The following is a 14,586-nucleotide window of genomic DNA, read 5'->3' as shown; positions in this document are numbered from 1 at the left end:
ATAAAACAGGTTATCACAATGGATGATTTGGCTGATGGGGTGGTTTATGGATAACAAAGGAAATAGCAATAAACTGTTTGTGCTCGATACAAACATCATGATGAGTGATCCAACAGCAATTTATCGCTTTGATGAGCATGATATTTACTTGCCAATGGTGGTGTTAGAGGAGCTTGATAGCCATAAAACAGGGCTTTCTGACGTGGCTCGTAACGTTCGCCAAACAAACCGAATGTTAGTTGAATTGATGAGCGGCGCCACTCATAAACAAATTGTTGAGGGACTGCCCATTCCAAGTTTTGCCCATCACGATAATAATAAAAATACGGGGCGTTTATTTTTTCAAACAGATGACTTTGAGCAAATTAGAACAAGTTCACTGCCCGGACATAAAGCTGATAATACCTTACTAGCAACTGCCTTAGGATTACAGATAAAATATCCTGAAAGGCAAATCATTATTATTTCTAAAGACATCAATTTACGTATTAAGGCCGGTATTCTAGGTATTCGAGCTGAAGATTACTATAATGATCAGGTTCTAGATGACGTCACCTTATTACATAATGGCTTGCATATTTTAGATAATAATTTTTGGGATACCCATGTTAAAGACATGAATGCTTGGCAAGAAAACGGGAGAACATTCTATAAAATTAGTGGCTCCTTAATTAATCATTGGAATGCTAATGATTGCATAAGCACCGAAGATAACCAATTTCAGGCTATTGTAAAAAAAACTGAAGCTGAACAAGCTATTATTCAAATTGCTCGCGATTATACACAACCAAAGCATACCGTCTGGGGCATTAATGCTCGTAATAGAGAACAAAATTTTTCTCTAAATTTATTACTTGATCCAGAAATTGACTTTGTCACATTACAAGGCTCTGCTGGTACAGGAAAAACCTTGCTTACGATTGCCGCAGGCTTAACGCAAGTATTAGATCAAAATCGTTATGCCGAAATTATAATGACTCGGGTCACTATTCCTGTTGGCGAAGACATTGGTTTTCTACCTGGCACAGAAGAAGAAAAAATGACGCCTTGGATGGGCGCTTTAATGGATAATTTGGAAGTTTTACATAGCTCGCAAGAGGGAGGCAGCTTTGGCCGTAATGCGACACAAGATCTTTTACAAAATAAAATTAAAATTCGTTCTTTAAATTACATGCGGGGCCGGACGTTTTTAAATCGCTTCATTATTATTGACGAGGCACAAAACCTGACGCCTAAACAAATTAAAACACTAGTAACTCGAGCAGGCCCTGGCACAAAAGTAGTGTGTTTAGGCGATATTAAACAGATAGATACACCTTATTTAACTGAAACGACCTCAGGTCTTACTTTTGCCGTCGACCGATTTAAGCATTGGGAGCATAGTGCACACATGACTTTATTACGCGGCGAACGATCAAGACTTGCCTATTACGCAGCTGAACATTTATAGTACGCGCTTTATAAGAGGATAACAAATGAACAATCATGCCATCACCTTTGATGATGTATTATTAATTCCTGCCTATAATCATCATGAGTCTAGACGAGTTGTGGATATTAGCATGACTGATCGCTTAGGCAAGCTCAGCTTACAATTACCCGTAATTAGCTCTAATATGGATACAATTACCGAAAGTAAGATGGCTAATTTCATGCACGCTAAAGGCGGTATTGGTGCATTGCACCGCTTTTTAAGCATTGAAGACAATATTGCCGAATTTAAGCGCTCTAAAGGGCCCGTGTTTGTTTCTGTTGGCTGTAGCGAATCGGAATTACAACGAGCTGAAGCGCTACGGGATGCAGGCGCTGATTATTTTTGCGTTGATGTTGCCCATGCACATGCTAAGTATGTTGGGAAAACGTTAAAAAATTTACGTCAATTACTGGGCACCCGTTGTATTATGGCTGGCAATGTCGCAACCTATGCTGGTGCCGATTATTTAGCTTCTTGTGGCGCTGATATCATTAAAGCCGGTATTGGCGGTGGCTCGGTATGTAGTACACGTATTAAAACTGGCTTTGGTATTCCTATGCTCACCTGCATTCAAGATTGCGCTCGTACTGACCGCTCCATCGTTGCTGATGGTGGTATTCGCACTTCAGGCGATATTGTTAAAGCACTAGCGTTCGGAGCTGATTTTGTCATGATTGGCGGCATGCTGGCTGGTACAGAGCCAACACCAGGAGAAGTAATTACCAAGCCAAATGGTGCACAAATTAAACGTTATCGCGGTATGGCCTCGCGCGAAGCACAAGAGGAGTTTTTAGGTCAAATGCACGAATGGAAAACAGCTGAAGGGGTAGCAGCGGAAGTTACTTATCGTAATAATCAAGAAGCAATTATTGCTGATATTGTAGGCGGCTTGCGCTCAGGTTTAACCTATGCTGGTTCTAATACCATTTCAGAATTGCAACGCAAACTCAATTATGTATTAGTTACTCAAGCTGGGCGCTTAGAAAGCTTACCGCACAAACTTATGGAAATTTAATGTAAGATATTTGAGCTAAAAGAGTTGCCCTAAATACGTTAGGGCAATTCTTATGAGATTTATGAAGAAATTAGAGCGCCATCAACAGCTCAGGATTTTCTGCCACAACTTCTCCGATTTGTGATGGATCCATTTCCATGTTTTGACTACCTAAATCCATATCATACTGATCTAATGGATTACTTTGAGATTTAGATTTCTTCTTATCAGAATCCTCATCCTCATCACTATCGTCTAACATAAATGGCTGTAATGCGGTCATTTCAGCAGAGTCAGCACTTAAAGGCTCACCATTTTGCAAAGTGTCATCATCGTCATCATCATAAGCGCTACTATCATAATTATTATACAAATCACTATCGTTTGTATAATTGGGATTTAATGCATCGGCCATAGCAATCACCCTTAATATAAACCATAATTAAACAATCTTATTCTATGTAAGATAAAACCTGAGACGGTTAATAAGTCTGAGTATTGCTCAGATTTTATGAATACACAAATTAGATATTTATTAAAATACCGATAAATAATATAAATTTTAACTTAAGATTTAATCTTACTTATCTATTTATATAGATTTTACGGCAACTAAGTTAATTATAAACCAGTTTGGTTACTTTTTTACAATTTTTTATCAATTAAGGGACTTGTGATGAAGCGTGAAGATTTTCGTTGCATTAATATGGGGACGCAACTCGCTACCTTAAGCGCGCATGATGCCTCAATCATAGAGCCTGTGCAATTAACTAATGGTAAAAAAGGCAATGCTCTTTTACTTTTGCACGGCTTTTCTTCAACGCCGGGCGTTTTTCGTTTTTTATTACCACATATTATTGATTACTACGATAACCTTATCATTCCAGCGTTACCGGGCCATGCAGAAAGTATAGAAGCATTTAGTCGAATAAATACGCTAACCCTGCTTAACTTTGCCGAGCAAGCTTGTACATCTTTAACTGAGCAATATAAAAATGTTGATGTACTAGGATTGTCCTTAGGCGGGCTTCTTGCTTGTTATTTAAGCAGTAAATTCAAATTACGCCATTTATACTTATTAGCGCCAGCGCTAGATCTGACCTTAAACATGACCAAAATAGCGAAAATAATTCAAGTCTTAAGTGCAGTTGGCTTTAACAAAGTACGTAGTACTGCTGGAAATATTTATTATACGCCCGAGCAACAAGCAGCCTATCGCAAGATACCATTAAAAACAGGCTTTAGTTTAGTAGATTTTAAAGGCGGTGAAATCGCTTATCGTCAAATTCCATTTACAGCTATTCTAGAAATCTTAAACCTTATTAGGCAATTTCAATTTAATATACCAACTTGCCCAACGGATGTATTTCTTGGGATACATGATAAAGTAGTAGATAGCAAGCAAGTCGCTAAGCGTTTTAGCAATCACGCCAATATAAACATTCATTGGCTAGCTAATTCAGCTCATGTTTTACCACTAGATAATGATATTGAAGTGATTATTCAGTGTATACAAAAAAATGTCAGCCAAAAGGTAGCTCATGTAAAAAATTAAAAGTCGGTAGGTGGCGCAGCCTATATGATGTGGTAGGTTAGGCTAAACGAAGTGCATCCTAACAAATAATCCGTTGGGCTGCGCTGTGCTTAGCTCACCTACCTTAGCTACCTCGATTAAAATTAGCTAATCTTTATAGCCAGTAAACAAACACAAACAAAAATAACCAGACTACGTCTACAAAGTGCCAATACCAAGCAACTGCTTCAAAGGCGAAATGGCGTTCTGGTGTAAAGTGGCCTTTTATACAGCGAATAAGAATAACTATTAGCATGATAGTACCAATCGTCACGTGCAAACCGTGAAAACCAGTCAACATAAAAAAGGTAGTGCCGTAGATACCCGCGTCTAAAGTTAGCCTCATTTCCGTATAGGCTTCATGGTATTCATAAGATTGTAATGCTAAGAATAAAATACCTAAGGCAATAGTCAGTGCCATTCCAACAACTAATTGTTTTCTTTTGTTTAATTTTAATGCCCAATGCGCCCAGGTAATCGTAGCGCCTGAGGTTAAAAGGATTAAGGTATTGATAGCCGCTAAGCCCCAAGCCTCCATCCCTCTCTCAGCACCGGCAAAAATTTCATTATTAGGGTTGATAAGTAAAGGCCAGGTCGCTTTAAAATCTGCCCACAACGTATAATGAGTAATAGAATGTACCTCACCACCCAGCAAAGGAACTACCCAGAAACGCGTATAAAATAGAGCGCCAAAAAAAGCACCGAAAAAGCAAACCTCTGAAAAGATAAACCAAATCATTCCCCAACGAAAGGAATGATCAACCTGATCATCATATAATCCTTTCTCATTTTCATAAATCACCTGGCCAAACCACCCGACCATCATCGTGATTAATATTAGAAAACCTAGCGTGAAAATATAAGGGCCATACCAATCGTGATGTAACCAAGAGGCAGCACCAACTAAGGTTGTTGTCAAACCAATAGAACCTACTAAAGGCCAATGGCTTGGTTTGGGAATGTAATAGGTGCCATGTGCTCCCATAAAATAATTCTCCTGTTAACTCTTTTAATCAACCTTTACTAATTAATCACTCGGTTTGTGACATCAAATAAAGTGTAAGATAAGGTTATCGTTTTTACTTTTTCTGGCAAATCTGTATCTAAATGAAATAACAAAGGCATATCCATTGCTTCATGCCCATTTAATGTTTGTTGCGTAAAACAAAAGCATTCTGTTTTTTTCAAATATTTTGCTGCTATGCCTGGCGTGACACTCGGTATAGCCTGCACAGTCATGCGAAAATTACTTTTATTTTCGGCATAAAAAGATAATTTAGCAATTTCACCTGGATGTACTTTAATCTTTTTGGTTTTTGGATAAAAAGACCACTGTATACTGCCATTATTTGTAGCAACAAATTCAACGGTTATCTCTCTATTTCTATCAATATTTTTATCACTAGCTTCATAAGCTATCGCCTCACTATTCGTCTTGCCATTAATTCCTAATGTTTGGCATAAGCGATTGTAAATAGGTACTAAGGCAAATCCAAACGCGAACATACCGAGCGTAATTAAACTTAAAATAACAATTAATCGTGTATGATTTTTTACCACTCATTTTTCCTCTAGTTAGCTACTTGTAAAGAGTAGGATGTACAAGCAGCTAATGGATAGACTTTTAAAAAGTTAATGGATCTCGGGTGGGATCGTAAAACTGTGGTAAGGCGGTGGAGAAGATAAAGTCCACTCCAAGCCTTGAGCCCCTTCCCAAACTTGCGCACTCACCTGTGGCCCGCGACGCACTGTCCTAATGACATTATAAAGAAATAGTAACTGAGAGAAACCAAAAATAAAGGCCCCTATCGTTGAAATCATATTGAAGTTTGTAAATTGCAACGCATAATCAGGGATACGTCGCGGCATGCCTGCCAGACCCAGAAAATGCATAGGAAAGAAGGCGATATTCACTGAAATTACCGATAACCAAAAATGCCATTTTCCTAAGCGCTCATTATACATATGGCCTGTCCATTTTGGGAGCCAGTAATAAGTAGCAGATAAGAGTGCAAAAATGACACCCGGAACTAGAACGTAGTGAAAATGGCCAACAACAAAATAAGTATCCTGGTACTGATAGTCGGCTGGCACTAATGACAACATTAAGCCTGTAAACCCCCCTATCGTAAATAAGAATACGAAGGCTATGGCAAAGAGCATCGGTGTTTCAAAGGTCATTGCCCCTTTAAACATGGTGCTAACCCAGTTAAACACCTTAACCCCTGTAGGCACCGAAATTAACATGGTTGCGTACATAAAAAATAGCTCAGCGCCTAAGGTAATGCCGGTAGTAAACATATGGTGTGCCCATACAATAAATGACAAGCCAGCGATACTTATTGTTGCATAAACCATAAAATGATAGCCAAATAAAGGCTTACGACTAAAAGTAGGTATTACTTCTGATATCACCCCAAAAGCAGGCAGCACCAAAACATACACTTCAGGATGGCCAAAGAACCAGAATATATGCTGGAAGAGAATAGGATCGCCCCCACCTGCGGCTTCAAAAAAACTCGTACCAAAATGTCTATCTGCAAGCATCATGGTTACCGCGCCTGCTAGTACCGGCATAATGGCAATGAGAAGAAATGCTGTGATTAACCAAGTCCATACAAACATAGGCATTTTCATTAAGGTAAGACCTGGGGCACGCATGTTTAAAATAGTAGCAATAATGTTGATAGAGCCCATAATAGATGATAGACCCATCATATGTACGGCAAAAATCATAAAATCGGTGCTGGGTGGCGCAAATTTTGTTGATAATGGTGCATACATAGTCCAGCCAAAATTAGGACCTCCACCACTGTGAAATAATGTGGAACCTAATAAAGCAAACGCAAAAGGCAGTAACCAGAAGCTCCAGTTATTTAAACGCGGCAAAGCCATATCTGGTGCACCAATCATCATAGGAATTTGCCAGTTAGCCATTCCGGTGAACGCAGGCATAACGACACCAAAAAGCATAATTAAGCCATGCAGCGTTACCATTTGATTGAAGAAATTAGGATCAACAAAACGATGCCCTGGTTGAAACAACTCAGCTCGGATAACTAGTGCCATGGCACCAGCAACAAAAAAACTTAGTAAAGCTAGCCATAAATAAAGTGTGCCAATATCTTTATGGTTAGTTGTAAATAACCACCGCTTTGCAAAACCTAAAATACCTTTGCCCTGCTCAGGCCCATGATCATGATGATCGTCAACATCGTGGGTTATTACTTCACTCATCGAAAACCTCCAGCTTGAGCTTTATTCACCATTTTTGGTTCTTGACTTTCACCCTGCCGCACTTTTAAAACATCAGCAGGTTGAATCACATCACCTGTATTATTTTCCCATGCATTACGCTCGTATGTCACAATTGCTGCAATTTCTTCATCCGTTAGCTGATCTTTAAAGGCTTGCATGGCCGTACCAGGAACGCCATTTAGAACAATTTCTATATGCCTTGAGATAGGATGGCCTACCGCAACAGAGCTGCCTTTTAGCGGTGGGAATACGGGTGGCATACCAGTTCCATCAGCTTTATGACAAGCCACACATACTTGTTCATATTTATTTTTACCAAGTGTCATGAGCTCATCTTGATTCATTGTTTTTTGAGGTTGCGTATTAACTGCTGCACCGGAATATTGATCAGTGACTTTAGGTTGCTGATTCACCCATTTCGCAAATTGATCATCATTAACGGCTTCTACTACAATTGGCATATAGGCATGCCCTACACCACATAGCTCAGCACACTGCCCACGATAAACGCCGGGCTTTTCGATGCGCGCCCAAGCCTCATACATAAATCCAGGCATAGCATCGCGCTTAACACCTAACTTAGGCACCCACCATGAGTGAATGACATCATTAGAGGTGACTAAAAAACGAATTTTTTTATTAACAGGTAAAACCAGTGGCTTATCGACCTCTAATAAATACCATTGCCCTTTTTTATCTTTATTTTCAATTTGATTAAATGGCGTTGCAAGATTACTAAAATAACTAATACCCTGATCTAAATATTGATACTGCCATTTCCACTGATAACCTACTATTTTTATTGTAACGTCAGCGTCTTCTGTACTTTCCAAACGTAAAAGAACGCTCGTTGCAGGCACAGCTAGCCCTACTAAAATAAGAAAAGGAATAATAGACCAAAAAATTTCTAAACGATTATTATGGATAAAGGTTGCTGGAGCATGGCCTCGTGATTTGCGATGATAAATAAGTGAATAAATCATGACACCAAACACTATGAGCCCAATCACCGCGCAAACAACCATGGCAGTAGTATGCAAAAAAAACATATCCTTACTTAAAGGCGTGACGCCTCTATGCATATTCATTTGCCATTCATCTCTAGCGATTGCTTTTGAGCCGATTATTAATCCAGCCAAAATAGTAAGTACTTGACTTACTTTAAACCTACTTAGCATCCCCGTCCTCATCCTCACCTCATTTAGAGCTATAGTTTAATCACTGACTATAGCTAATCGTTTAAATCAAATTGATAGTCTTTAAGCTTATTTTTTACCACAAGGTATAATTACCTTCCGTTTTAGATTGACTCACCATGTACTTAATGGCTTCAATAATTTCATCCGTTGTACAAACTTTGCAGCCGCCATTCTTAGGATGGTATTCGCCTCGAATCGTATTGGTTATTAAAACATCCATATTTTTAGCAATAATAGGCGCCCATATCGCCTTATCACCAATTTTAGGAGCGCCGCCTTGTTTGCCTTTATCATGACACATGCTACAGTTTTCATTGTAAACAAGCTTACCATTGGAAGGGTATTTTTTTGCACCACTGGTTTCTATATCATGCCACTGTGAGCGAGAAAGAGAGGCATTTAAAAGGTAGTCTGTTGCAGCCATGATGTCGTTATCAGAACAAGTTACACATGCTCCTTTAACTGGCATGCTGTTATACCCATAGATAGCGTGACGGTAAAGCCCGGTTAAGCCACTGCTCTTTAAGCGACTATACCAATTTCCGCCAGCTCCAATTAAAGGCGCGCCCATCTTACCGTCCTGGTGGCAAATAATACAAGCATTAATATAAACTTGTTTACCACGTTTTAAGGTAGGTTGTTTCTCTGAAGCTGTAACGCCTAATCGCTCTTCACTTACTACAGTCTTTAGGTAAGTCGCAATCGCAAGCCTATCTTCTTCTGTTAAATTCATCAGACTATTATGATTTACCTCAGCCATCGGCCCTGCAACCGTCCCTGCCTGATTAATTAACTGGCCTTTCTTGAAAACATCTGCTACTTCATAGTGGCTTGCTGAATGTAAACCCGCTTGAGTGATATTAGGCGCCCAGTAGCCATCTACAAAGCCGCCAGTTAAATAGTAGCGATCTTTAGGTGCGCCAAATACATTAAGGGGTGTATGACACATACTGCAATGGCCAAGCGTATCTACAATGTACTTGCCTCGATTCCAAGCAGCCGACTTGTCTTCCTCATAGACAAATTCATTTTCTTCTGGGAAGAAGAATAATAAATTCCATCCCCACAGCGCAAATCGTGCACCTGGCACATTAAAAGGAAAGGGTAGCGCTTTATTTTTCTGCTTAACAGGAGGAATATTCATGAAATAAGCATATAGCGCACGTGCATCATCATCAGTAATTTTGGAAAAATAAACATAAGGAAACACAGGAAACAGATTTTTACCTTGTGGATTGCGTCCCTCTTTTAATGCGCGAATAAAATCAGCTTCTGTCCAGTTACCAATACCTGTTTCTTTATCGGGGGTAATATTAGGGCTATAAAAAGTACCAAAAGGGGTATTGATAGGTAAGCCACCTGCATAAGCTGGTGTTCCACCTTTAACATCCGTGTGGCAAGAAATACAGTCACCCATTTTAGATAAATACTCACCTCGCTTAATTAAAACTGCTTGCTCACCTGTTGCAGCCTTAGTTGGCGGATAAGTTGGGTAAACGTCCATAAGATACGGTTCAGGCTTCTTAGGAATGGCTTGCGTAGCTTGGCCATTAGCATTCGTTGTATTAGTAGCAGCATTGCTCGTATTAGCCATATTAGGTGCAGATACGTTTTTTGGATCCGCGGCATTTGCATTATTTGCATTATTTGCATTATTTGCATTATTTGCATTATTTGCATTATTTGCATTATTTGCATTATTTGCATTATTTGCATTAGTAGTATTAGGCGTATTAGCTGTATTATTTACGTTAACTGTGTTGGCTGTATCCGCTTTAGTTTCCTTATTAGCTGTAACAGCATATCCATTAAACACATGGGTTATACTAAACAAAAAAAGCAATATTGCCTTATTTTTCAACGAAGAGCGCACGCTCCCTCCTTAATCAACATACTACAGGCTTTAAAAATGCCAAAAATAATCAGGCATTTTATACTCCTCAAGCTATAACTTGCAATCTAGTTAGCATTGGAATTTTATTTTATTTGATTTCTGTTGAATGATTATTAAATAAATTGAGTTGATCTCATTTATTTTAAATGTATGGTTGACTGATAATTATTAAAATCGCGCTTAAAAATGTCTGTTGAACGTGCGTTATTAAAGTAGGTATTGTTTGGCTTCGCTGGCTACTTGTTGAATAAATTGCTGATACTGTCGTGCAGGTAACTGCCAGTAATGCCAATAGAGTGGCATAAGCCAGCGCTTACCCTGATTAATTTCTATTAAGGCACCTTGCTTTAATTCATCATGAATATCTAATCTAGGAATTAAACCAAAACCATAGCCTTGCAAAGCAAACTGCTTAAATCCCCCCACAGACGGAACCATATGATATCGTTTAGGGTAAAAGGAACTGCCAAAAAAATATTGAAAATAATATTCATGTAATCTATCACGACTATCAAATAATAAAATAGGCGCTGCCATCATATTCTCTTTTAAAGAAAGATGCTTCTCAAAGTAACGCTCGATAAATTCTGGTGAAGCTACTAATAGATAATCCATATTGCCTAATAGTTGACATTCGCAGCCCGGTAGTGGCTTTGCATAACTGGTAATGCAAGCAGAAACAGCACCTTTACGAAAATAATCAATTGTTAATTCTTGATCGTCTGTAATGATATCAATATTGGACACTTCTAAACTCGTTAGCTTAGATAATGCTTTAATAAACCATGTTTCTAGGCTATCACGATTTAAAGCAATCGATAATCGACTAGGTACGTCATGTTCTAATTCTTGCAAGAAATGCTCTTCAATTAACCTGGTACGCCGCAATAAGCTTAATAATTTCTCACCTAGAGGTGTCGCTGCATAAGGTAAGGTACGAATTAGTAGAGGTTGACCAACGTAATTTTCAAGCTGTTTTATGCGCTGACTTACAGCCGGCTGCGTTACAAATAGTTGCTTGGCTGCAAGGGCAAAACTTTGATTTTGAATAACTGCATCTAAGGCATACAGAGCACGATAATCTATTTTCATAAATAAAATTTATCAATTATCAAAATTATTAATTTTAATTATAAATAAAAGTAAGCGATAATTGAACCTCATTTTTTTAAGGGAGGGCTAGACAATGTTTGTTTATTTTAGTGGCTTAGCATTAGGCTTATCACTAGTTACAGCCCTGGGCCCGCAAAATGTTTTCTTAATTCGCCAAGGCGCTCTACGCCAATATGCCGTTTTATCAGCAGCTGTTTGTTTTGTGTGTGACATTATATTAGTCTCAGCCAGTGTAACCGGTTTACACCAACTCTTAACCGTGCATCCAACATTAAAAACGTGGATAACTTGCGCAGGCGCGCTTTTTTTATTTTATTATGGTTTTTTAGCTTTAAGAAGAGCGATTAAACAATTACCAAATGAATCTATACAATTAAATGGCACGTCTAATCGCTTACAAATCATCTTGCTATCTTTAGGTTTCAGCTTACTTAACCCCCATGCTATTATTGACACATTAATTATTATTGGCGGTAATAGCAGCCAGTTCCCTGGCCATCAACACGCCTTTTTAATGGGGGTGATTACCTCAAGTTTTTTATGGTTTACCTTATTAACCCTGCTCACTCAGTTTTTTTCTAACCTATTAACTCAGCAAACTATTTGGCGGCGCCTTGAGTTTGCGAGTGGTGTTTTGATGATGATTTTAGGCTTAAAATTAGCACTTACCCATTTTTTTTATTAATTTAAAGAAGATGTTCTATGAATGGTTCGCCTAGCCAAGCAGCTTAGAAAGATAATTTCTAGCACTTAAACTCCTACTAATTGGCTTAAGGCGAACAAGCTATTAAATTAATTTCTTGGTTGGTAATTAAAAAGTTTAACTGCTGTATCACTCACTTGGTTTGCAACAGTTGCTTTTAAGGTTTGCCATAAATCATCAAGGCCATGTTGGCCATAAATGCGATAAGTTAATTCTGAGACTTGGATACCGGCGGCAAATTTTGCTAATTGTTTCTCAAATTCTTCTGGAATATCATCACGTCGCGTGCTAAAGAAATTTCTTGGATTTAGGGTATTAGGCCTTAAATCTTCTGCCCTCCAAGTGTGAATCACTTCAGGCGCCACACAAGGTCCTAAGGTTAAAATTAAATCCTGCACGGTCTTTTTTCCAAGCTTATACCAATGATCACCAGTATCTTTACCCATAGACCAATTATAAACACTGATTAAATCTTCTAGCGCTTTTCGATATCGTTCATAAACAGGGGGGCGTTTTGCATGAGCATGAGCAGCTAAGCTAAAACCAACTATAGATATAGTCACTAAAGGAAGTATATAGGAACCAAAGTAACATGCACTACCAATAGCGGCGCCAAGAAAAATATTATAATCAAGCGATTTTAATGCCCCTGCTGCTTCATTAAAACGATTAATTTGCTTCTCAATTAATTCTAAATGTGCCGGATTCTTATAATTAAAAGTTTCTCTAGGTAAATTTAATTGAACAGGCTCTGCGGGATTTTGAAAAAGCATTCCAAACATAATTAACTACTCCATCCATTGACTCTCTTTGGTGGTTTAACATAATTTAATTTTTTTTGCAATTTGTAAAAAATTGTTTTGAAGAGATTAAATAATAATTAGAAGAGAAATAGAAAGGGCCAATCAGTGTGTCGCCAATTGACCCAGTGGAATGACACATAGCAAGTCCAACCTCGCATTAATAATATCGCATAATCGCTAAGAATTTGTCAACAATCATCCCAATTAACCAATAAACAAGGCAAAATAAAGGTAAATTTATATACTTTGAGCAATTCAATACGCTAAAATTATTATAATTTTATGACTATTGGTATCCGAGGTAAGTATGTTTTTTGGTGATAATGTACAAGATACCAGGGCGCTTTTTTTTTCCAGTTGGCGAAAATATCGCCTGAAAGAAGCATTAAGTCCGCTAGAGCAACAGCTTGTTGAGGTGATTACTGCCCACCCTGAATATCATGCTCTCCTAGAGCAAGAAGATTTTTATCTCAAGCAGGAGTACTTTCCTGAGTTAGGCCAAACCAATCCCTTTCTGCATTTGGGCCTACATTTAGCGATTCGAGAACAAGTTGCAACTAATAGGCCTTTTGGCATAAAAAAATGTTTTCAAGATTTGCTAAATCGCTATGGTGATCCCCTAACAGTTGAACATAAGATGATGGATTGTTTGGCTGAATGTCTTTGGCATGCACAGCGCAATCAAATTCTTCCCGATGAGGCAGCATACCTCACGGCATTGTCACATTTATGAGGTAAACCAACCATACCTTCCTGCTCCCTTACCACAGTATTTAATAGGTTATAGGTATATGGGTATCATGCTTATTGTTAATTTTTTAAATAAAAGGCTATAGTTACAGAAAGTAGTGATTAATTATTTTATCTTAACTAAATAGCATAAGGCGCTACTAATTGATTGAAATTTTTCAAAAAGGAAAGGTGAAACCTACAGCTACCACAATATGATTTAAGCCAAGGCTAACCTCTTTTTGAAAAGAGGTTTAATGGAGAGACGACTATGAATAAAATAATTACTATTATATCAATTTTATTTTCAACGTCGACATTCGCTAATATCAATAGCCTGCCTACTATGACGTTAAGTGGCCTTGAATCTCAAGCAGTTACACCCATTATTACCGAAGATCCTGATCAAACTATCCATATACAGCCTAATACATCTGCGCCTTCGCAATTAACATCGAGCGTGACTACGCCTGATACAACTAATAGTGACATAACAGTCCCCAATACAACGGATGGCAGCGGAAGTACAACGAGCGATACAGATATTAATACTAACTTAAATTCTACGCCAAGTGACGCTACCACATCTAAGCCTCTTGAAGATACTTACAATTCACCTAGTGATGATGAAACTGATATCAATACTAATTTTAATAACACCCCCACGACCCCTACACCAGCAACATTAAATAACGACAGTGGCACAGCAAATGACGCAACCAATACAACGTCAATCGATACCGACAATGATGGTATTTTAGATGAAGATGAAGGAGGCGACGGCACCTTAGATATGGGCAATGATACAACTGAGGCAATAATGACTAACCCAAGCAATTAAAATAC

Annotated in this window: 14 protein-coding genes; 6 read left to right on the top strand and 8 right to left on the bottom strand. The window is 38.3% G+C overall.

The genetic code is table 11. The features are described 5' to 3' along the window. Window positions 1-46: 46 nt before the first annotated feature. Window positions 47-1,450 (top strand): PhoH family protein, encoded by a 1,404-nt coding sequence (locus DYE47_RS00445; protein WP_115303969.1) that lies wholly within the window; start codon window positions 47-49, stop codon window positions 1,448-1,450. A 25-nt stretch (window positions 1,451-1,475) separates the two neighbouring features. Then, a complete protein-coding gene (locus tag DYE47_RS00440; RefSeq protein ID WP_115301384.1) occupies window positions 1,476-2,489 on the top strand; it encodes a guanosine monophosphate reductase in 1,014 nt (337 codons plus the stop codon). Between the two features lie 70 nt (window positions 2,490-2,559). On the opposite strand, the gene DYE47_RS00435 is transcribed toward DYE47_RS00440, so the two are convergent. Next, window positions 2,560-2,892 (bottom strand): hypothetical protein, encoded by a 333-nt coding sequence (locus DYE47_RS00435; RefSeq protein WP_131750080.1) that lies wholly within the window; start codon window positions 2,890-2,892, stop codon window positions 2,560-2,562. Window positions 2,893-3,144: 252 nt separating this feature from the next. On the opposite strand from DYE47_RS00435, the gene DYE47_RS00430 reads away from it, so the two are divergent. Continuing rightward, window positions 3,145-4,023: an alpha/beta hydrolase gene (locus DYE47_RS00430; RefSeq protein WP_115301382.1), complete on the top strand. Its 879-nt coding sequence runs from the start codon at window positions 3,145-3,147 to the stop codon at window positions 4,021-4,023. 133 nt (window positions 4,024-4,156) lie between these two features. Here DYE47_RS00430 and DYE47_RS00425 read toward each other — a convergent pair whose 3' ends face one another. From DYE47_RS00425 to DYE47_RS00400, 6 genes are all read right to left on the bottom strand, one after another. Then, window positions 4,157-5,026 carry a cytochrome c oxidase subunit 3 gene (locus DYE47_RS00425; protein ID WP_115301381.1) on the bottom strand — a complete coding sequence of 290 codons (870 nt, stop codon included), beginning with the start codon at window positions 5,024-5,026 and terminating at the stop codon, window positions 4,157-4,159. A gap of 38 nt (window positions 5,027-5,064) precedes the next feature. Beyond that, window positions 5,065-5,601 (bottom strand): cytochrome c oxidase assembly protein, encoded by a 537-nt coding sequence (locus DYE47_RS00420; protein ID WP_115301380.1) that lies wholly within the window; start codon window positions 5,599-5,601, stop codon window positions 5,065-5,067. A gap of 72 nt (window positions 5,602-5,673) precedes the next feature. Then, the gene (ctaD, locus tag DYE47_RS00415; protein ID WP_115301379.1) at window positions 5,674-7,278 is read right to left on the bottom strand and encodes a cytochrome c oxidase subunit I; all 1,605 of its coding nucleotides are present in this window, start codon (window positions 7,276-7,278) and stop codon (window positions 5,674-5,676) included. Beyond that, entirely contained in the window at window positions 7,275-8,477 is a 1,203-nt protein-coding gene (gene coxB / locus DYE47_RS00410) for a cytochrome c oxidase subunit II (RefSeq protein ID WP_115301378.1), read from the bottom strand. The genes ctaD and coxB overlap by 4 nt, the downstream gene beginning before the upstream one ends. A 94-nt stretch (window positions 8,478-8,571) precedes the next feature. Further along, window positions 8,572-10,002, bottom strand: coding sequence for a c-type cytochrome (locus tag DYE47_RS00405; RefSeq protein ID WP_242604214.1), 1,431 nt, complete (start codon window positions 10,000-10,002; stop codon window positions 8,572-8,574). 597 nt (window positions 10,003-10,599) lie between these two features. Next, window positions 10,600-11,484 carry an ArgP/LysG family DNA-binding transcriptional regulator gene (locus tag DYE47_RS00400; protein ID WP_115301377.1) on the bottom strand — a complete coding sequence of 295 codons (885 nt, stop codon included), beginning with the start codon at window positions 11,482-11,484 and terminating at the stop codon, window positions 10,600-10,602. Between the two features lie 94 nt (window positions 11,485-11,578). Between DYE47_RS00400 and DYE47_RS00395 the strand changes: the two genes are divergently transcribed. Continuing rightward, window positions 11,579-12,190: a LysE/ArgO family amino acid transporter gene (locus tag DYE47_RS00395; RefSeq protein ID WP_115301376.1), complete on the top strand. Its 612-nt coding sequence runs from the start codon at window positions 11,579-11,581 to the stop codon at window positions 12,188-12,190. Window positions 12,191-12,297: 107 nt separating this feature from the next. Here DYE47_RS00395 and DYE47_RS00390 read toward each other — a convergent pair whose 3' ends face one another. Beyond that, window positions 12,298-12,990: a hypothetical protein gene (locus tag DYE47_RS00390; protein WP_115301375.1), complete on the bottom strand. Its 693-nt coding sequence runs from the start codon at window positions 12,988-12,990 to the stop codon at window positions 12,298-12,300. Window positions 12,991-13,318: 328 nt separating this feature from the next. Here DYE47_RS00390 and DYE47_RS00385 point away from each other — a divergent pair, with 328 nt between their 5' ends. Both DYE47_RS00385 and DYE47_RS00380 read left to right on the top strand, forming a co-directional pair. Beyond that, the gene (locus tag DYE47_RS00385; RefSeq protein WP_115301374.1) at window positions 13,319-13,744 is read left to right on the top strand and encodes a DUF1841 family protein; all 426 of its coding nucleotides are present in this window, start codon (window positions 13,319-13,321) and stop codon (window positions 13,742-13,744) included. Between the two features lie 267 nt (window positions 13,745-14,011). Then, window positions 14,012-14,581, top strand: coding sequence for a hypothetical protein (locus tag DYE47_RS00380; RefSeq protein WP_115301373.1), 570 nt, complete (start codon window positions 14,012-14,014; stop codon window positions 14,579-14,581). The last annotated feature ends 5 nt before the right edge of the window (window positions 14,582-14,586 follow it).

It is taken from the genome of Legionella beliardensis (assembly GCF_900452395.1).
Lineage (GTDB): Bacteria > Pseudomonadota > Gammaproteobacteria > Legionellales > Legionellaceae > Legionella_C > Legionella_C beliardensis.
Note: the sequence above shows the minus strand (reverse complement) of the source record. Positions and strands in the feature narration are given on the sequence as shown.